General features: G+C 63.7%; 17 protein-coding genes. 6 read left to right on the plus strand and 11 right to left on the minus strand.

Annotated elements, in window-relative coordinates; translation table 11 throughout:
* Positions 1–11: 11 nt before the first annotated feature.
* On the minus strand, positions 12–926 hold the full coding sequence (locus tag J2Y63_RS00655; RefSeq protein WP_435264459.1) for a LysR family transcriptional regulator: 915 nt from the start codon (positions 924–926) through the stop codon (positions 12–14).
* A 153-nt stretch (positions 927–1,079) separates the two neighbouring features.
* On the opposite strand from J2Y63_RS00655, the gene J2Y63_RS00660 reads away from it, so the two are divergent.
* From J2Y63_RS00660 to J2Y63_RS00675, 4 genes are read left to right on the plus strand one after another with little or no spacing between them, the layout of a single operon-like run.
* The gene (locus J2Y63_RS00660; RefSeq protein WP_435264460.1) at positions 1,080–2,096 is read left to right on the plus strand and encodes an amino acid ABC transporter substrate-binding protein; all 1,017 of its coding nucleotides are present in this window, start codon (positions 1,080–1,082) and stop codon (positions 2,094–2,096) included.
* Between the two features lie 10 nt (positions 2,097–2,106).
* Positions 2,107–3,306: an amino acid ABC transporter permease gene (locus J2Y63_RS00665; protein ID WP_435264461.1), complete on the plus strand. Its 1,200-nt coding sequence runs from the start codon at positions 2,107–2,109 to the stop codon at positions 3,304–3,306.
* The gene (locus J2Y63_RS00670; protein ID WP_435264462.1) at positions 3,303–4,373 is read left to right on the plus strand and encodes an amino acid ABC transporter permease; all 1,071 of its coding nucleotides are present in this window, start codon (positions 3,303–3,305) and stop codon (positions 4,371–4,373) included. Before J2Y63_RS00665 ends, J2Y63_RS00670 begins: the two co-directional genes overlap by 4 nt.
* A gap of 30 nt (positions 4,374–4,403) precedes the next feature.
* Entirely contained in the window at positions 4,404–5,366 is a 963-nt protein-coding gene (locus J2Y63_RS00675) for a nucleoside hydrolase (protein ID WP_435264463.1), read from the plus strand.
* A 21-nt stretch (positions 5,367–5,387) separates the two neighbouring features.
* On the opposite strand, the gene J2Y63_RS00680 is transcribed toward J2Y63_RS00675, so the two are convergent.
* Positions 5,388–6,161 carry an SDR family oxidoreductase gene (locus tag J2Y63_RS00680; RefSeq protein WP_435264464.1) on the minus strand — a complete coding sequence of 258 codons (774 nt, stop codon included), beginning with the start codon at positions 6,159–6,161 and terminating at the stop codon, positions 5,388–5,390.
* Between the two features lie 146 nt (positions 6,162–6,307).
* Between J2Y63_RS00680 and J2Y63_RS00685 the strand changes: the two genes are divergently transcribed.
* Positions 6,308–7,207, plus strand: a complete 900-nt coding sequence (locus J2Y63_RS00685) for a LysR family transcriptional regulator (protein ID WP_435264465.1) — start codon at positions 6,308–6,310, stop codon at positions 7,205–7,207.
* A gap of 24 nt (positions 7,208–7,231) precedes the next feature.
* Here the strand turns inward: J2Y63_RS00685 and J2Y63_RS00690 are convergent, their stop codons facing one another.
* From J2Y63_RS00690 to J2Y63_RS00705, 4 genes are all read right to left on the minus strand, one after another.
* A complete protein-coding gene (locus tag J2Y63_RS00690) occupies positions 7,232–7,912 on the minus strand; it encodes a GntR family transcriptional regulator (RefSeq protein ID WP_256115141.1) in 681 nt (226 codons plus the stop codon).
* Positions 7,913–7,915: 3 nt separating this feature from the next.
* Positions 7,916–8,767: an ABC transporter permease gene (locus J2Y63_RS00695; RefSeq protein WP_435264466.1), complete on the minus strand. Its 852-nt coding sequence runs from the start codon at positions 8,765–8,767 to the stop codon at positions 7,916–7,918.
* The gene (locus tag J2Y63_RS00700) at positions 8,764–9,504 is read right to left on the minus strand and encodes an ABC transporter ATP-binding protein (protein ID WP_435264467.1); all 741 of its coding nucleotides are present in this window, start codon (positions 9,502–9,504) and stop codon (positions 8,764–8,766) included. The genes J2Y63_RS00695 and J2Y63_RS00700 overlap by 4 nt, the downstream gene beginning before the upstream one ends.
* A gap of 65 nt (positions 9,505–9,569) precedes the next feature.
* Positions 9,570–10,604, minus strand: a complete 1,035-nt coding sequence (locus J2Y63_RS00705; RefSeq protein ID WP_435264468.1) for an ABC transporter substrate-binding protein — start codon at positions 10,602–10,604, stop codon at positions 9,570–9,572.
* A 126-nt stretch (positions 10,605–10,730) separates the two neighbouring features.
* Here J2Y63_RS00705 and J2Y63_RS00710 point away from each other — a divergent pair, with 126 nt between their 5' ends.
* Positions 10,731–11,438 (plus strand): fumarylacetoacetate hydrolase family protein, encoded by a 708-nt coding sequence (locus J2Y63_RS00710; RefSeq protein ID WP_435264469.1) that lies wholly within the window; start codon positions 10,731–10,733, stop codon positions 11,436–11,438.
* 63 nt (positions 11,439–11,501) lie between these two features.
* Here J2Y63_RS00710 and ggt read toward each other — a convergent pair whose 3' ends face one another.
* From ggt to J2Y63_RS00735, 5 genes are all read right to left on the minus strand, one after another.
* On the minus strand, positions 11,502–13,106 hold the full coding sequence (gene ggt, locus J2Y63_RS00715; RefSeq protein ID WP_435264470.1) for a gamma-glutamyltransferase: 1,605 nt from the start codon (positions 13,104–13,106) through the stop codon (positions 11,502–11,504).
* A 164-nt stretch (positions 13,107–13,270) separates the two neighbouring features.
* Positions 13,271–14,767, minus strand: coding sequence for an amidohydrolase family protein (locus tag J2Y63_RS00720; RefSeq protein WP_435264471.1), 1,497 nt, complete (start codon positions 14,765–14,767; stop codon positions 13,271–13,273).
* 21 nt (positions 14,768–14,788) lie between these two features.
* Positions 14,789–15,760: an ABC transporter ATP-binding protein gene (locus J2Y63_RS00725; protein WP_256115133.1), complete on the minus strand. Its 972-nt coding sequence runs from the start codon at positions 15,758–15,760 to the stop codon at positions 14,789–14,791.
* A complete protein-coding gene (locus J2Y63_RS00730) occupies positions 15,753–16,757 on the minus strand; it encodes an ABC transporter ATP-binding protein (protein WP_435264472.1) in 1,005 nt (334 codons plus the stop codon). The genes J2Y63_RS00725 and J2Y63_RS00730 overlap by 8 nt, the downstream gene beginning before the upstream one ends.
* 35 nt (positions 16,758–16,792) lie before the next feature.
* Positions 16,793–17,983 (minus strand): amidohydrolase family protein, encoded by a 1,191-nt coding sequence (locus J2Y63_RS00735; RefSeq protein ID WP_435264473.1) that lies wholly within the window; start codon positions 17,981–17,983, stop codon positions 16,793–16,795.
* Positions 17,984–17,985: the final 2 nt, after the last annotated feature.

Consider the following 17,985-nt stretch of genomic DNA (forward strand, 5'->3'; position numbering starts at 1 on the left):
CTTCGGCAACCCTAAGCGGTGTTCCCGAGGCGGCGTCCTGAGCGGATGATGAAGTCCCTGAACTCGCGGCCGAACGGGCGATCGAGCGCTGCCCTGTTCCAGGCCAGCGCGTAAGGCTCCGAAAGGGCGATCCAGCAATTGCAGGCGACGACGAGTTTTCCCTGTGCGAGGTCGTTGGCGATCATGGAGGTTTGGCCGAGCACGAAGCCCGCATCGTTGACCGCGGCATCGATCGCTGCACTGGAAAGCGAGAAGGACAGGTCGCATTGCGGTTCGCGCCGGGCAAGGCCGGCCTGGGCGGCCCAGTCGGACCAGGTGGGTGGGGACTGGTAGGGGTTCTCCCATTCTATGCCGATCAGGGGGCCTTTGAATATGTCGGCGGGCGTGGTCACGGGGTGCTTTTTCAGGAACGCGGGCGAGCACAACGGCGCGACCTTGTCGACGAACAGCTCGGAAAAATGGGCATAGCGATGGCGCGCGCTGCCATAGGAGATGCGGAAATCCACCTGCTCTTCCTCGAAGACCGGCTCGTCGTCCTCGCCGATCAGCCGCACGCTCAAGCCCGGCGAGATGGTTTGCCACTCCGCGAGAAGGGGGCCAAGCCATCGTATCGTCAGCGACGGCGGGGCGCTCACCACGATGCCCGACTTCAGGCGCGCCCTTTGCAGGACCGTGCTGGCGGCGCGCAAGTGATCGAAACCGACCCGTATTCTTTCCAGATAGATCTGACCCCATGAGGTGAGGACCAGGCTGCGGCCTTTCCGCTCGAACAAAGCGACGCCCACTTCCTCTTCGAGCCGGCCGATATGCTGGCTGACGGCCCCGGACGATATGCCGAGATCGCGGGCGGCGGCGGCGACGCTGCCGAACCGGCCGATTGCCTCGAAGGCCTGCAAGGCGCGCAATGTGGGAAGACGAACGGACATGACGGTGCTCCTCCATCCTATTTAGATTAGAAAAACTAAAGAGAAAAGCAGAGGTTGGTTGATTGACCGGACCAATGGTTACGATTTCTAATGAAATACGAAAAGCGGTGCTGGGTAGCCGCACATCGGGAAAAAGCAAAAGAGGGGATGACGATGAAAGTATTTCTGGCAACACTATTGGCTTCGACGGAGGTTTTTTCCGCCGCGCTGGCGGGGGAAACACTGGACAAGGTGAAGGCGCGCGGATCGCTCGTCTGCGGTGTCAGCGAGGGCATAGCCGGGTTCTCGGCGCCCGACAGCACCGGCACATGGGCGGGCATGGATGTCGACTTCTGCCACGCACTGTCGGCCGCGATCCTGGGCGATGCGACCAAGGTGACCTTCAAGCCCCTGACCGCGCAGAACCGCTTCACCGCGCTGCAATCCGGCGAGGTCGACGTCCTGTCGCGCGTGACGACTTACACGCTGACGCGCGATACCGCGCTCGGCTTGGATTTCGGCGCCGTGCTGTTCTATGACGGCCAGGGCTTTATGGTTCCAGCCAAGCTGAACATCACGTCCGCCAGGGAACTCGACGGCGCGACGATCTGCATGCAGACCGGCACCACCAACGAGCTCAACGTCGCCGATTTCTTCCGCTCCATCGGCAAGCCCTTCAGCCCGCTGGCGATCGAAGACGTCAACGAACTGAACAATGCGTTCTTCAACAGCGGCCGTTGCGATGTCTATACCGGCGACACGTCGGGACTTGCGGCATGGCGCTCGTCGCTTGCCCAGAACAAGGACGATTACGTCATTCTTCCGGAATTGATCTCCAAGGAGCCGCTGGCCGCAGCGATGCGTCATGGCGACCAGCAGTTCGGCGATATCGTCCGCTGGGTCGGTTTCGCGCTGATCGAGGCGGAGGAAAAGGGTATTACCCAGGCCAATGCGGACGAGATGAAGTCGAGCGCAGATCCGACGGTGCAGGCGCTTCTCGGCGTATCGCCCGGCAACGGCAAGGCGCTCGGCCTTGACGAGGCCTGGGCGCTCAACGCCATCAAGGCGGTCGGCAATTACGGCGAGATCTTCGAACGCAATGTCGGTGCCAAGACGCCGCTTGGATTGCAGCGTGGTACGAACGCGCTGTGGAACAAGGGCGGCCTGATCTACGCGCCGCCGGCGCGCTGATCGACGGTCCATGTCCCATCCAGCGGAAAACAAACCGGCGGCGGGGCTCTTCGAGAGCCTCGCAGCCCTCCTGCGGGACAGGACGGTGCGGCGCTGGGTTTTCCAGCTCGCCGTCACCCTCTCCCTCTTGTCGTTTATCGGCCTCTTGGTCGCGATCGCGGCGGGCAATCTCGCCCGGCAGGGCATCGCGACGGGATATGGCTTTCTCACTGGTGAGGCACGGTTTGAAATCAGCGAAAGCGTGATCGCCTATTCCGCAGCAAACAGCTACGGCCGGGCGCTGCTGGTGGGCTTTCTCAACACGTTGAAAGTGTCGCTGCTGGCGATCGTGCTGGCAACGGTGATCGGCACCGCCGTCGGCATTGCCCGGCTTTCCAGCAACAGGCTGCTGGCGGGCGTTGCCGGCGCCTATGTCGAGGGGCTGCGCAATATTCCGCTGCTGCTGCAACTGTCCTTCTGGTACGGGCTGCTGACCGTCACCTTGCCGGTGCCGCGGGCGGCGCTCAATCCGTTGGAAGGTGTGTATCTCAGCAATCGGGGCGTCGTTCTGCCGATGCTGGAGCCGCATGCGGCCTTTGGCTATGCAGGGATTTGCCTTGCCTTCGGCGTCGCTGTTGCCGTGCTTTTGAACCGGCTCGCCGCCCGCCGCCAGGAGAGAACCGGCCGCCGCACCGTGATCGCGCCGGCGGTCCTCTTTGTTCTGGTCATTCCGGTCCTTGCGGGCTGGTATTTCGGCGGGGCGCCGGCAGCGCTGGACATGCCGCACCTGCAAGGCTTCAATTTCGTCGGCGGCGTGCGCCTCTCGCCGGAATTCGCCGCCTTGCTGTTCGGCCTGACGGCCTATAGCGCCACCTTCATCGCCGAAACGGTGCGCGGCGGCATCGAGGCCGTCAGCGCGGGTCAATCGGAGGCCGGGCGTTCGCTCGGGCTGCGCCCCGGCCTCGTCATGCGCCTGATCATCCTGCCGCAGGCGATCCGGATGATCATCCCGCCGATCACCAGCCAATATCTCAACATGACGAAGAACAGCTCGCTTGGTGTCGCGATCGCCTATCCAGATCTCGTCGCGGTCGGCAACGTCACGATGAACCAGACCGGCCAGGCGATCGAGGTGGTCTCGATCTTCATGATCGTCTATCTGACGATCAGCCTCGCCATTTCCGGGTTCATGAACTGGTACAACCATCGCATGGCGCTGGTGACGCGATGACCGGGATGCTCCGCCCATCGCTCCGTCGCAGCGGCGACTTCCTGCGCTCCCTGTTCAGCACCTGGTACAATGCGCTGATCACGCTGGCGCTCCTGTTCATCGCCTTCAAGGTCGTGCCTCCACTCGCAAACTGGCTCGTGCTCGATGCCGTCTGGAGCAGTCCGTCTGCCGATGCATGCCGCGTGGCGGCAGGTGCCTGCTGGGCGTTCATCCGGGAAAAGGCCCGTTTCATCCTGTTCGGCCTCTATCCCTATGGCGAGCAGTGGCGTCCATTCCTCGCGGTGCTGCTGCTTGTCGGCCTCGTGCTGGTCAGTGCCAACAAGCGGTGCTGGACGCCATGGCTTCTGGCCATCTGGCCGGCCGTCATCTCGGCGGTGCTCGCCGTCATGACCGGCGGGTTTGCCGGAATGGCGGCCGTGCCCACAGCGCAATGGGGCGGCCTGCCGCTGACCTTGCTGCTCGCCGTCGTCGGTTCGGCATTTGCCTTCCCGCTCGGCATCCTGCTCGCCCTCGGCCGCACCTCGGACATGCCGCTCATCCGCTCCGTTTGCGTCGGCTATATCGAATTCGTGCGCGGCGTGCCGCTCATCACGGTTCTCTTCATGGCGTCGGTCATGCTGCCCCTGTTCATGCCAGCGGGCGTGGAAATCGATGCCGTGCTTCGCGCCCTTGTCGGCATGACGCTTTTCGTCGCCGCCTATTTTGCGGAGGTCATCCGGGGCGGATTGCTGGCCGTTCCCAAGGGGCAGTTCGAGGCGGTCCATGCGCTGGGCCTCGGCTATTGGGCCAGCATGCGGCTCGTCGTGCTGCCGCAGGTGCTGCGCATTTCCGTTCCGCCGCTCACCAACACGCTGATCGGCCTCATCAAGGATTCCTCCCTTGTCGCCATCATCGGCCTCGTGGACTTGCTCGGCGCGTCGAAACGCTCGCTGTCCGATCCGGAATGGCTGGGTTTCTATCGCGAGGCCTACGTCTTCGTCGCGCTCATCTACTTCGCCATCTGCTTTTCGGTTTCGCGCTATTCCCGTCGGGTCGAGGCCGACCTTTCCGCGCGCCAGAAGCACTGATCCATCTGCCCATTTTGAAAGGAAGCCTCCGTGCAGGCACGACACCGCATAATTCTCGATTGCGACCCCGGCGTGGATGATGCGATCGCCATGCTGCTCGCTCTCGCCTGCCCGGAAATCGAGCTGCTCGGCATCACCTGCGTCACGGGCAACAAGGACCTGTCGTTCACGGCGAACAATGCGCTCAGGATATGCGCGCTGGCGGACCGCAGCGATGTCCCGGTCTATGCCGGTTGCACCCGGCCGCTGATGGGGCCGTATCAGCGCAAATGGCCCTCGGTGCATGGAACGGATGGCCTGTGCGACCTCGACCTGCCGGGCAAGCCGGGTGTCCTCGTCGAGGAACATGCGGTGGATTTCATCATTCGCCAGGTGCTGGCGGCGCCCGGCGAGGTCAGCCTTTGCGTCATCGGTCCGATGACGAACATTGCGCTCGCCATCGTCAAGGCGCCGCATATCGCACCCTTGATCCGTTCCGTGGTTTTCATGGGCGGGGCGGCCTTTTGCCCGGGAAATTCCGGTCCGCTCGCCGAGTTCAACATCCTCGTCGATCCCGAGGCGGCGGAGATCGTGATGTCGTCCGGCATTCCCCTCGTCATGCTGGGGCTGGATGTCACGCAGAAGGTGCGGATCGGAGAGGCGCATATCGCCGCGCTGGAACAGGCGGGGACGGCGGCTGCAGTGGCGATCGGCGCGATGCTGCGGGACTATGGCAGCAACGACCCGTGCCTGCATGATCCCTGCGCGATCCTCTATTACATTGTGCCAGACCTGTTTTCCGGCGTGGAGGCCCATGTCCGGGTGCTCGCAAATCCGCCGGAGGCGCGCGGCGCGACGGTCGCGGCCGTGAGCGAGCGCCATCGCGATGGCCGCCCGCCGAATTGCCTCGTCGTCACGGATTGCGATGCCGAGAAACTGCTGTCGATTCTGGTCAATCGGATGGGCGACGGCCGTCGCTGGTCACGCCGGATGACCATTGCGGCCGGGGGATGATGCTCCCGGCCGCATGGCGTCTTACTTCGTCGTGTAGCCGCCATTGACGAGGATGGTCTGGCCGGTCATCCACCAGCCGTCCGTGACGAGGAAGCGGATGAAGGGCACGATGTCCTCGATGTCGGTCAGCCCCGTCTTGGAGAAGCCGGAAAGGGCTGCCGCGGTCTTGTGATAGGCCACCGCGTCGGCGCCCTCGGCGGGATAGAAGAAGGGCGTGTCCATGGGGCCGGGGCCGATCGCCGTCACCGAGATGCCGCGTTCGCCGAATTCCTTAGAAGCCGCCCGGGTGAAATGTTCCACCGGCGCCTTGGTGCCGGCATAGGCGGCGTAGAAGGGCGTGAAGGCGCCGAGCAGCGAGGTGACCAGCGTGCAGACCTTGCCGTTGTCGCTGACATGTTTGCCGGCCTCCTTGAGGAAGAAGAAGGCGCTCTTCGAGTTCACACCCGTCATCTCGTCATATTCAGCTTCGGAGATCTCGACGATCGGCTTCTTCAGCACCTTGCCGACCGTGTTGATGGCGATGTCGATGCTGCCCATCGCGGCCTTCGCGTCGGCAAACAGCGTCTCGACGGCGCTGGCGGCGGTGAGGTCGCCCTGGAAGGCGAAGGCTTGCGCGCCTGCCGCCTTGATCGCGGCGACCGTCTCATCGGCGGCGGGCTTCGTGGCGCTGGTGTTGTAGTGGACGGCGACGGCCTTCGCGCCCTGTGCCGCGAGGTCGCGCGCAATCAGCCCGCCAAGATTCTTCGCGCCGCCGGCGATGAGAACGGTTTTTCCCTTGATGCTGTGGTCGGTCATGGTGGTGGATCTCCTTGGCACTACCCGAGCAGCCGCGAGCGCGGCCACTTCCTAAAACGCAGCATATCGTCTACGCTACGCCTATAAAGTTCCCCATTCTGACATCACTTGTCAGGAATCGCGCACAATCAAACGGACTGCCGCGCTTGGACCGTATCGATCTCTTCCGTACCTTTTGCCGTGTCGTCGAATGCGCGAGTTTTACGCGTGCGGCCGATACGTTGGGCCTTCCGCGTTCGTCGGTATCGGCCGCGGTCATCGATCTCGAAACACGCGTCGGCGCGCGGCTGCTTCATCGCACCACGCGAAAAGTCTCGCCGACCCAGGACGGCGCCGCGTTCTACGAGCGCTGCCTGCGCCTGATCGCCGATGTGGAGGAGACGGAGGGCCTGTTCCGCCAGACGGCGGTCGGCCTTTCCGGAAAGCTGCGCATCGACGTGCCCGGGCGCATCGGCCGCCTCATCCTTGCGCCGGCGCTCCCGGAGTTTCTCGCACGCTATCCGCAACTCGACATCGAGCTGCGGATCACCGACCGCACGGTCAACCTTGTCGAGGAGAGCGTCGACTGCGTCCTGCGTGTCGGGCCGCTCAGTGATTCAGGCCTTGTCGCGCGCAAGATCGGCGACCTCGCCTTGATCAATGTCGCCAGCCCCGCCTATCTGGCCGCCTATGGCACGCCCAACGTACCCGACGATCTCGGCGGCCATCTTGCCGTCAATTATGCATCGCCCTCGACCGGGCGCGTCGAGGACTGGGAGTGGATCGAGGGCGGGGAGGTGCGGATGGTGCCGATGCGGGCGCGCGCCACGGTCAACAGCGCCGAAGCCTACATCGCCTGCTGCCTAGCCGGCCTCGGCCTCATCCAGATTCCGGCCTATGACGTGCGAAGCCATCTCGACGCGGGCGAGCTCATCGAGGTGATGCCGGATCACCGGGCCGCGCCGATGCCGATGACATTGCTCTACCCGCATCGCCAGCATCTCTCCCGCCGGCTCCAGGTCTTTGCGGACTGGCTGGATGCCTTGATGAAGCGCGCGCTTCTGTAGTCCTGCCGCGATGTCGTCCAAAGGTCAGTTGGCGATTTCGGATTCGATATATTCGAGCGTCCGCATATAGTGCGCGACGAGCAATTGCTTGGCTTCCGCGACATTTCCGTCGAGGGCGGCGTCGGCGATGCGCTTGTGTTCGTCCTGGCCGCCGCGGCGGGGATAGGCGGCACTCGCCGATATGAAGATGTAGCGCTGCGCGTGGTCCATCAGCACTTCGCAGAACTGCACGAGCCACGACGAGCCGCAATTGGCGATCAGCGTGAGGTGAAAATCGCGGTGAAAGCCTTCGAATTGCTTGCGGCGCTCCATGTCAGGGTCTTCCTGTGTCCATGGCGTGCGCGACAGCCGGTGCAGGGCGAGCACGACCTGCTCTTCCCATTCGGTGGTGCGGCGCAGAATGGATTGTTCGAGCGCCAGCGGTTCGAGCATGCAGCGCGTTCCCACCAGCTCCCGCCAGTTTTCCAGGCTGATTTCCGGAACGGAGAAGCCGCGCTGGTCGTGCCGATCGACCAGTCTTTCGGACGAGAGGCGGTTGAGCGCCTCGCGCACCGGATTGGTGCCGACGCCGTAACGCTGCGCCACGACGTCGATCGCCAGCTTCTGCCCCGGCCGCAGGTTGCCGCGCAGGATGTCGCTGCGCATCTGCTCGTAGGCCAGCGTCGCCGTCGTCGCCTTTTCCGATTTTTCGTTTACTTTTGTCATGCCTCAGCCATTACCGATTGAACTGCTACGATGCCAGAAAACAAAGCGTCGTTGCACCCAGGCCACCAGCCCGAAGGTCATAAGTCCCATGACACTGAGATAGCAGATCAGCGAAAAGACTCGAGGTGTGTCGAGCTGGGAGGCCGCGACGCGGATCAAGGCGCCGAAACCCTGTCCGCCGCCGACCAGTTCTCCGGTGATGGCGCCGCCGACGACACCGATGGCCGCGATTTTCAGGCCTGTGAAGAAATGCGGCAGGCCCATCGGGATGCGAAGGCGCACCAGGGTCTGCCAGGGCGTTGCACCGATGCTGCGGAAAAGCATGCGCGCGTTCTCGTCCGCCGCATGCAGGCCCGCCGCGGCACCGACGATGATCGGAAACAGCGCGATGAAGGTGGCAAGCGCGACCTTGGAGGCAATGCCGAAGCCGAGCCAGCTCAGGAACAGGGGTGCGAAGGCGACTTTCGGCATGGTATCGATGGCGACGATGACGGGCATCAGGGCGCGTTCGCCAAAGGCCGTGCCGCCGACGATCATACCCAAGGTCGCGCCGATCGCCGTTGCCATCAGGAAGGAGATGACCACCTCCTGGAGCGTGATGAGGAAGGCGCTGAACACGTAACCGCCGGTGAACAGGCTCGCGCCGACCTCGACGATGTCCTGCGCGGTGCGCGCCGGCGAGGGCAGGATGATCGGCGAAACCGTGCCGCTCATGGCGACGAGCTGCCAGATCGCGAGGATGGCAAGCACGAGAAGCGTGATCGCCACGGGCTGCGGCAGGCGGTTGATGAGGGAGACGCGCTGGGTCCAGACGGTCTCGGGAAACTCGTGCTGCCGGTCGGTCGCTATGGTCAAAGGAAGGCCCCCTTGTCGAGATGGTTGCGGATCTCGCTGACGTAGGCGCCGAATTCCGGCTGGGTCATCATGTCGAGCGTGCGCGGGCGCGGCAAGTCGATTTCCAGCCGCTTGACGATGCGGCCGGGGCGCGCCGCCATGACATAGACCGTATCGGAGAGGATGACGGCTTCGGAAATGGAATGGGTGACGAGCAGCGCCGTCGCCTGGCGCGACATGCAGATGCGCTGCAGCTCCATGTTCATGAAATCGCGCGTCAGTTCGTCCAAGGCGGAGAAGGGTTCGTCCAGGAGCAGCATTTCAGGATCGGTGATCAGCATGCGGCACATGGCGGTGCGCTGCGCCATGCCGCCCGACAGTTCGCTCGGATAGGCATTGTCGAAACCGCTGAGGCCGACCAGCGACAGCAAATCCAGGGCGCGCTGGCGCGCTTGCTCGGCCGCCGCCTTTCCCGATTTGATGCCGATGGGAAGCAGCACGTTTTCGATTGCCGTGAGCCAGGGAAACAGCGTCGCCTGCTGGAACATCATGCCCGTCTCGACGCGCGGCCCCATCACCGGCTTTCCGGCGAGCATGACGCTGCCCGATGTCGGCGGGGTGAGGCCCGCCATGATTTTCAGCAGTGTGGACTTGCCGCAGCCGCTGGAGCCGATGATCGAGGCGAAGCTGCCGCGGGGCAGGTCGAGATCGATATTTTCGAGGGCGACGAAATTGCGTCCGAAATAGGACTTCGTCACCCTGCGCACTTGAAACAGAGGGCGATCGCTGACGCGATCGCCCAATACACTTGCAGAGGATGCCGTCACGGATTGACGCCTTCGTTCCAATAGCTGACGAACTCGCTTGTATAGGCCTTGTCGAGATCTGGCAGCGGGGCCTTCAGGCTGCCGGAGGCGACGAGCGAATCTTCCCAGGCCTTCCATGCCTCAGGCGAATAGTAGCCCCAGCCCTTGGACGGATCCAGCGGCTGGACGCGCAGCCGGATATTGTCGAACAGCGCTTCGAGCATCACCCTGTCCTCAGCTTCCTGCGGGTTTGCCTTGGCCGAGCATGCGAGCACTTTCTCGCGGTTTGCCGGGTCCGATCCGAAGATCGCGCCCTGCACCAGCGCCCGGCCGAAGCCCTTGATGACATCCGGGTTGGCATCGATATAGGCGCGGGTGGCCATGTAACCGTTGCCGAAGAAGCCCTGGAAGGCCTCCGGCGTGAAGTCGCGCACTTCCATGCCGCGCGTGCGCAGGATGGCGGCATCGGCGGTGGCAGCCGCATAAGCCGAAATGTCGCCGCGCTGGAAGGCAACGGCCGCCGGGCCGGAATCGCCGACCGGCAGGAACGTGTAGTCCGTGCCTTCGGTCATTCCGGCGGCCGTTAGCATCGAACGCGCGAAGGAGACTTCCGCGCCGTCGGCCGTTCCGACGCCGATGACCTTGCCCTTCAGTTCGGTCAGTTCCTTGAACGGTGCGTCCTGGGCGACGAGAATGCCGAACTGGCTCTTGGCGAAGTGATTGTAGAACATCACGACATCGACGCCCTGGGCGCGCGCCGAGAGCAGCGGGCCGGGGCCGGGATTGCCGATATCGCCCTGGCCGGCGGCAATGGCCTGAATGACTTGCCCCGAACCGTCGACCGCCTGGACGGTGACGTTGAGACCCTGTTTTTCGAAGTAGCCTTCGCACCGCGCCACATGCATCGGAAAATGCCCGATCGCGCCCGGATGCGGCAGGACCACAGTCACCTGCTTGAGTTCCTGGGCATGGAGCGGCGTTGCGGCGATGAAGCCGCAGAGTGCCGTTGTCAGTGCAGCGCAGAGCGCCGTGCGTCTCGTTGTCATAAGCATGTCCACCTCCTTATAATGTATGATTTTGGAAAATGTAATGAAATATGCATTGATCAGTCAATCCATATTCGGTATGAAAAAGTGAAATCGTACATTATTTTTGCAAGAGTGAGGATTCATACAGATATGAGCAGCGCCGAAAAATTCGTGGTCGATCTCGGCGAACGGCCGTCATTGCCTGTCTCCGATGCCGAGGGGCGTTATCCGGTTCGCCGCATCTATTGCATCGGCCGCAACTATGTTGCGCATGTCGAGGAAATGGGCGGCGATCCGAAGCTGGATTTCCCGATCGTCTTCCAGAAGCCGACCGACAGCATCGAGCAGGACGGCGCAATCCTTCCCTATCCGACGATGACGGACAACTATCACTATGAGCTGGAGCTCGTCGTCGCCATGAAGTCAGGCGGCTACAACATCCCCGTGGAAGAGGCGCTGGACCATGTCTATGGTTACGCCGTCGGCCTCGACATGACGCGCCGCAGCGTCAATGGACAGTCGGACCGTCCGAACCAGCCGTGGGAGCTTGGCAAGGCGTTCGACAATTCCTGCCCCGTCGGCACCATCCATCCCGTCGAAAAGGTCGGCCATGTCGATGCCGGCGCGATCCGGCTCACTGTCAATGGCGATGCGAAGCAGGATTCGGACCTTGCGCTGATGATCTGGCGTACGCCGGAGATTATTTCGAACCTGTCGCGCTATTTCGCGTTGCAGGCGGGCGACATCATCCTGACCGGCACGCCGAACGGCGTCGGCCCGGTCGTGCCCGGCGACGTGCTTGTCGGCAGCATCGACAAGCTGGGCTCACTCTCCGTCACCATCAGCGACCCGGTCTAAGACCGGCGAAAAATCCGATCATGAAAAGACCCGGGCGAGTTCATCGCCCGGGTCTTTTCTGTCTCATAATCCGAGTGCAACACCGTCCTTGCGATGGTCCGAAGCGCCCCACAGCACATTGCGCTCGCGATCGATCCAGATCGCCTGGCAGCCGCCGAGCGGTTCGTCCGCCCAGCGCGTCGCGTGGCCGCGCCGTTCAAGCTCATGTTTCACCTCGGCGGGGATGGTCGGCTCCAGGCTGATCGCGCCGTCGGTGAAGAAGCTGCGCGGCTGGTCGCTCGCCATCTGCACGTCGAGGCCGCGATCGACGATCTGCGACAGGATATGGACATGGCCGACCGCCTGGTACTGGCCGCCCATGACGCCGAAGGACATGACGGGCCGCCCGTCGCGCATGACGATGGCGGGAATGATCGTATGGAACGGCAGCTTGCGCGGGCCGATGGCATTGGGGCTTTCGGGATCAAGCGAGAAGCCGCAGCCGCGGTTCTGAAGAAGCACGCCGGCTTTGGGCGCATAGATGCCGCTGCCGAAGGCGAAGAAGATCGAGTTGATCAGCGAGATCGCATTGCCCTCGGCATCGACGACGGTGACATAGACCGTATCGCGGTGCACCGGCATGTCGTAGTCCGCCACAGCGCTGGCGCGCGCCATGTCGATCTTGCCGCGCAGGCCGGCGATGAAGGGTTCGGCCAGAAGATCCTCCACCGAATGGCGCATCGCATCCGGGTCGGCAATGTAGAGGTCGCGCTGGCGGTAGGCCGCTTTTGTGGCTTCGGCAAACAGATGAATGCGATCGGCTTCGCTCAAATCGGGATCGGCAAGATCGAACCCGTCCAGAATGCGGGCGATGATCAGGGCTGCAAGCCCTTGGCCGTTGGGCGGGCATTCGAGCAGCTCGTAGCCACGATAGGCGGCGGCGATGGGCTGCGTCTCGAAGGCCGAATAGGTTGCGAAGTCCTCAATCTTGTGCAGGCCGCCGAGGCTTTGCAGCGTGGCAACCATGTCTTCGGCGACCGCACCCTTGTAGAAAGCGTCGCGACCCTCGCGGGCGATGTGCTCTAGCGTTGCGCCGAGCGTCGGATTGTCCAGCCGCGCACCGACGGCAGGCGGCAGGCCGCCCGGCAGGTATTGTGCGACGGAGGCGGGGTAGGGGCGCAGCCGGTCGGCATAACGCGCCCAATCGTGCGCCACGCGCGGGGTGATGACGAAGCCTTCATAGGCGGCGTCGATGGCGGGCTTCAGGATTGCCGCGAGCCCGAGCCTGCCGTAGCGCGTGCTGAGCTGGCTCCAGGCATCGACGGCGCCAGGGATGGTGACGGCATGAATCGAGCCATCGGGTATCGCTTTGAGGCCGAGGGCGGTCAACCGCTCGACCGTCGCGGCGGCCGGTGCGCGGCCCGAGCCGTTGAGGGCGATCGGTGTTTTGCCGGCTGGCGCGTAAAGCGCAAAGCAGTCGCCGCCGATGCCCGTCATGTGCGGATCGATGACGCCCTGCAACGCAACCGCTGCAATCGCCGCGTCCACCGCATTGCCGCCGGCCTCCAGGATGCGCAACGCCGCCCTGGTGGCCTGCGGATGCGAGGTCGCGACCATGGCCTTGCCTGCCAGGGCGACAGACTTTCCAGGGCGCATGAAATCGCGTTCGACAATGGTCTCGCCAATCATGGCAGATCCTCAAGATATGTGGCTGCTGCGGTGTCGCAGATGGAAGCCGCGCGCAGCATTTTGGCGCAAAGAGAGGACGAACTAAATAAGGATGGGGTCGTTGGCGTCAACACATATCATGACGAATTTTTGCATAAATGGCAAAATCATACATTTTTCTCAAATCACCCGCGGGTGGGTGAGTGCGATTCGACGAGAGGATAGGCCGATGAGAAAATCTCCGACATGGGCGGGTGATGCACGGTGCGGTCGGGATATTTGGCGGTCATGGCATCGAACTGCCGTTGCGCCTGGCGTCCATAGGCATCGAAATCCACACCCGGGATGACACGCTCCTCCATGACCGGTCTTCCGTCGATGAAGACGCTCCTGACGTCGCGGCCGCTGCCGGTGAGCATCAGCGTCTGGATCGGGTCGATCACTGGGCCGACATCGGGGGTCGCGAGATCGAACACGACGATATCCGCCCGTGCGCCGGGTTGCAGCCGTCCGAGATCAGGCCGGCCGAGCGCGTCGGCGCCGCCCACTGTCGCGGCGTCGAAATAATCTTCCGACCGCACCGTCGTCACGCTGCGGTCGAGCACGCGGTTGACCAGCATGCCGACCTGCATGTTCAGAACCATGTCCGGCGGCGCGGTATCGGTGCCGAGCGCCAGCCTCATGCCCTTCTCGCGGAAGCTGGAGAAAGTCGCGAGCGCGTCTCCGTGGCGCGCCGCCACAAGCGGGCAATGCACGATGACCGATCCGCGCTCCCGGATGATATCGAGATCGTTGCCGGCCTCATCCATGTTGCGCGACGGGCTGACATAGGTGCCGTGCGGCAGAAGCGTGCGGCGGTTCAGGAAGCCGAGACTGTCCAGCCATTCGACGGAGGTCTTGCCGTGCAGGTGCCGAACCGTATCCCGCTCGAAGCGACCCTGGTTGCAATGAAGCCGGACCGGCACCGCAAGGTCCGTACCCGCCAGCGCCGTTTGCGAGAGCAGCGTTTCGGTGCAGGTCTCGATGCGGTCCGGGGCAAGCATGGTTCGAACACGGCCGAAGGACTTGCCCTCAAAATCCTTGCAGAACCGCACCGCGTCCGCGAGCCCGCGAAGACCTCGCTCTTCGTCGAAGAACAGGGACACGGCACCATTGTCGGAAACGACCGGGTTGCCGGTTCGATAGGCAGGTCCGAGATAGACCCGCATGCCAAGGTCTTCGGCAGCCGCGGCCGCGGCGGAAAATTCGGCATAGGTCTCGCCCCACTCCCGGTAATAGAGAGAGGCGATCGGCAATGCGGTGGTGATGCCGTTGCGGATCAGCCGGGCAAAGGCATAGCGCTTCTGGAATGCGAGTTCGTCGGGCGAGTACATTTCATAGGGGCCGCGGTCCATGTAGCTTTGCGGCCATGTCCGGCCTTTTTTCCATTCCGGGTGGTTGTCATAGGAGAAAACCGTGGTGTCGAGGTCCGACAGGGCATCGAGATCGATCATGCCCGGCGCGATCAGCGCCTCGCCATAGTCGATGCGGCGCGCCACCACACCGGGAAAACCATGGCCCACGAAGATCACCTGGCCGCGCTCGAAGACAATCTCGCCGCGGTGCACGAGCGTGTGACGACCCTCGGCGTGCCCGACGATCCAGCGTGCCGAAAGCATGGTGCGACCGGTCTGCTCATTCATGTTCATGTTCCTTCGATGAGATCAGGGCGTTGCCGGCTGGAGCGGAAAATGGCAGGCCACCCGGCGACCGTTCTGCTCCTCCAGGGCGGGTGCGACCCGTTTGCAGATGTCCTGGGCCTGCGGGCAGCGGGGATGGAAGCGGCATCCCGAGGGAGGATCGAGGGGGCTTGGCACCTCGCCGGCAAGCTGTTTGCGTTGCCGGTTCGGAGCCTCCAGATCGGGGATCGTGTCGATCAGCAGCCGTGTATAGGGATGCCGCGGATTGCGGAACAGCTGTTCGGTCGGCGCCTGTTCCACGATGCCGCCGAGATACATCACGGCGATATGGTCGGAGGCATGCCGCACCACCGCAAGATTGTGGCTGATGAACATATAGGTGAGGTGAAACTGGCCCTGGATTTCCTTCATCAGATTCAAGATCTGCGCCTGGACGGAGACGTCGAGCGCTGATGTGGGCTCGTCGCAGACCAGGAATTCGGGCTCGGTCGCAAGCGCCCTTGCGATGGAAATACGCTGCCGCTGGCCACCCGAGAAGGCATGCGGATATTTTTCGCCGTCGCCGCGCATCAAGCCCACAAGACCCAACAACTCGTCGACGCGCTTTCCGATCGCCGCACCCTTTCGGATCCCGAGCTCACGGATGGGCTCGGCGATGATGTCCTTGACCCGCCAGCGCGGGTTGAGGCTCGCATAGGGGTCCTGGAAGATCATCTGGACGCGCATGCGGCCGCCCGAGCCTGCGCCACCGGAATAGGTCAGGCTGCCGTTGGTCGGCGTGTAAAGCCCGACCGCAAGGCGCGCGATGGTGGACTTGCCGCAGCCGCTTTCCCCGACGATCGCGAATGTGCTGCCGCGCGGAACTGCAAAACTCACCCCGTCGACCGCCTTCAGGGTGCGCTTGGGCTTTCGCCCCAGCATGCGGACCAGCCATGGCTCCGAGGCATCGAACCAGAGGGCGAGGTCAGAGGCTTTAAGGGCGATGTCGTCATGCATAGGAATGTCCTTCTCCTGCGCGCCAGCAGGCCGCCTGACTGTTGCCGATGGGCAAGAGTTCCGGGCGCTCGGCGCATTTGTCGATGCGTTTCGGGCAGCGGGGCGCGAAGGGACAGCCGGACGGGACCGAACCCGGCCGGGGCATGGCGCCATCGATCTGCACCAGCCGCTCGCGCCGGCGATTGAGGCTGGGGATCGAGCCGATCAATCCGGCGGTATAGACATGCTTGGGTGCCCTCAGCACCTCCTCGACCGGGCCGATTTCCACCAGGCGCCCGGCATACATCACCGCCACGCGGTCCGCGGCTTCCGCAATGACGCCCATGTCGTGCGTGACCAGTAGGATCGCCGTCTGGTGCTCGCGGCACATGGTCTTGAGCAAGGAGATGATCTGGGCCTGGATCGAGACATCGAGAGCAGTTGTCGGCTCGTCCGCGATGATCAGCTTGGGATCGGCACACAGTGCCAGGGCGATCACGACACGCTGGCGCATGCCACCCGAGAACTGGTGCGGATAGTGGTCGATCCGCAGCTCCGGTGCCGGGATGCCCACGGCACGCAGGAGGTCGAGCGCACGCTGCCGCGCCTGACGGCGGTTCACCGGCAGATGCGTGAGGATCGTTTCCGTGATCTGGTCGCCGATGCGCATGAGCGGATCGAGGGAGGTCAGCGGATCCTGGAAGATAGCCGCGATCGAGCGGCCACGAAGCTTGCGCATGTCGCGCGGCGCGAGCGTGTCGATACGCCGGCCATCGAGCGAGATCTGGCCCTCGGCGATCCGTCCCGGCGGGTCGATCAGGCCGATGATGGCATTACCCGACAGGGATTTGCCGGCGCCGGATTCTCCGACCAGGCCGAGTATTTCGCCCGGCGCCATATCGAAGCTAACCCGGTCCAGCGCACGCACGCTGCCGCGCCGCGTGACGAAGTCGATGCTGAGGTCGCGCACGGTGAGAAGAGGGGAGGGATCGGGTCGGTCCGTCGGTGTGTTCGTCATGGGATTGCCGCCTGGCCTTTCGAGATCCACAAGCATCAAGGCGCCTCCACCAGGGCCTTGCCGTCGCGCGCCACCACGCGACCGCGTTTCAGCACCAGTTTGCGCGGCGGAAGCGTCACGACGGCTTCCGTGACATTGCGACCGGCAACGACGACGAGATCCGCAAAGGCGCCCACGGTGAGGCCGTAATCGGCCAGTCCCATGACCTTCGCGCCGCCGTAGGTGCACACGTCGACGGCGCGCTCGATCTCGATGTCCTGGCTCAGATTGTTGCGCTGGCTGAGGATTTGCGCGCGTTCCAGCATGTCGGCATTGCCGAAGGGCGCCCAGAGGTCGCGCATGCCGTCCGTGCCCGAACAGACCGTGATGCCGGCATCCAGCGCCCGGATGAGCGGCGGCACGGGAACCATGGAGGGGCCGGTCGACATCAGCGCGACGCCGGCGGCTGCGATCTCGTCGAGCAGGCGCGAAATGCCGAGATAGTCATTTGCGCCGAGCGAGAAAGCGTGACTGACCGTGACCTTGCCGGAAAGGCCGTGCGCCCGTGTGCGCTCAAGGATCATCCGGAACGAAAACATGCCGAGTTCGCCCGGCTCATGCAGATGGATGTCGATGGGCTTTGCATGTTTGACCGCGAGATCGAACACCAGGTCGAGATGTCCCTTGGGGTCGTGGTCGATCGAGCATGGATCGAGCCCGCCCACCACGTCCGCACCCTGCCGGAGCGCTTCGTTCATGAGTTCCGCCGTGCCCTTGCGGCTCACGAGACCCGATTGCGGGAAGGCGACGATGTCGATGTCGATGACATCGCTGTATCGGCTGCGCGTCGCGCTCACGCCTTCGAAGTCTGCAAGCCCGTTCTCGGTGTCGATGTCGACATGGCTGCGGATTGCCGTCGAGCCCTTGGCGATGGACATGACCACCTGGCGCGCGGACTGCCGCGCGGCATCGAGGCCGACGACCCGCTTCATCTGCCGCTCGTTGTCGATCTTTTCGCGGATCTCCGGGCCGAGCCTGTTTTCCACCCAGTCCATGCCGAGAAGCGTCTTGTCGAGATGCGTATGCGCCTCGACGAGGCCGGGCAGCAGGAGCGCGTGGTCGCAGCCCTCGACGGCGGCGCCGGTGCGGTCCAGGCGAGGCGCGATGGCTGCAATGCGGCCGTTGCTGATGCCGACGTCGGTGATCGCCTTGTCCACGCGGACGTTTGAAAGTACGAGGTCAAACATAT

Origin of the sequence: Shinella sp. BE166, assembly GCF_051201095.1 — a bacterium.
GTDB lineage: Bacteria > Pseudomonadota > Alphaproteobacteria > Rhizobiales > Rhizobiaceae > Shinella > Shinella lacus.

Excerpts from the sequence above, each read along its gene's own strand:
- J2Y63_RS00655 (WP_435264459.1), bottom strand. The coding sequence starts at position 926 with ATGTCCGTTCGTCTTCCCACATTGCGCGCCTTGCAGGCCTTCGAGGCA.
- J2Y63_RS00660 (WP_435264460.1), top strand. The coding sequence starts at position 1,080 with ATGAAAGTATTTCTGGCAACACTATTGGCTTCGACGGAGGTTTTTTCC.
- J2Y63_RS00665 (WP_435264461.1), top strand. The coding sequence starts at position 2,107 with ATGTCCCATCCAGCGGAAAACAAACCGGCGGCGGGGCTCTTCGAGAGC.
- J2Y63_RS00670 (WP_435264462.1), top strand. The coding sequence starts at position 3,303 with ATGACCGGGATGCTCCGCCCATCGCTCCGTCGCAGCGGCGACTTCCTG.
- J2Y63_RS00680 (WP_435264464.1), bottom strand. The coding sequence starts at position 6,161 with ATGACCGACCACAGCATCAAGGGAAAAACCGTTCTCATCGCCGGCGGC.
- J2Y63_RS00690 (WP_256115141.1), bottom strand. The coding sequence starts at position 7,912 with ATGACAAAAGTAAACGAAAAATCGGAAAAGGCGACGACGGCGACGCTG.
- J2Y63_RS00705 (WP_435264468.1), bottom strand. The coding sequence starts at position 10,604 with ATGCTTATGACAACGAGACGCACGGCGCTCTGCGCTGCACTGACAACG.
- J2Y63_RS00710 (WP_435264469.1), top strand. The coding sequence starts at position 10,731 with ATGAGCAGCGCCGAAAAATTCGTGGTCGATCTCGGCGAACGGCCGTCA.
- ggt (WP_435264470.1), bottom strand. The coding sequence starts at position 13,106 with ATGATTGGCGAGACCATTGTCGAACGCGATTTCATGCGCCCTGGAAAG.
- J2Y63_RS00720 (WP_435264471.1), bottom strand. The coding sequence starts at position 14,767 with ATGAATGAGCAGACCGGTCGCACCATGCTTTCGGCACGCTGGATCGTC.
- J2Y63_RS00725 (WP_256115133.1), bottom strand. The coding sequence starts at position 15,760 with ATGCATGACGACATCGCCCTTAAAGCCTCTGACCTCGCCCTCTGGTTC.
- J2Y63_RS00730 (WP_435264472.1), bottom strand. The coding sequence starts at position 16,757 with ATGACGAACACACCGACGGACCGACCCGATCCCTCCCCTCTTCTCACC.
- J2Y63_RS00735 (WP_435264473.1), bottom strand. The coding sequence starts at position 17,983 with ATGTTTGACCTCGTACTTTCAAACGTCCGCGTGGACAAGGCGATCACC.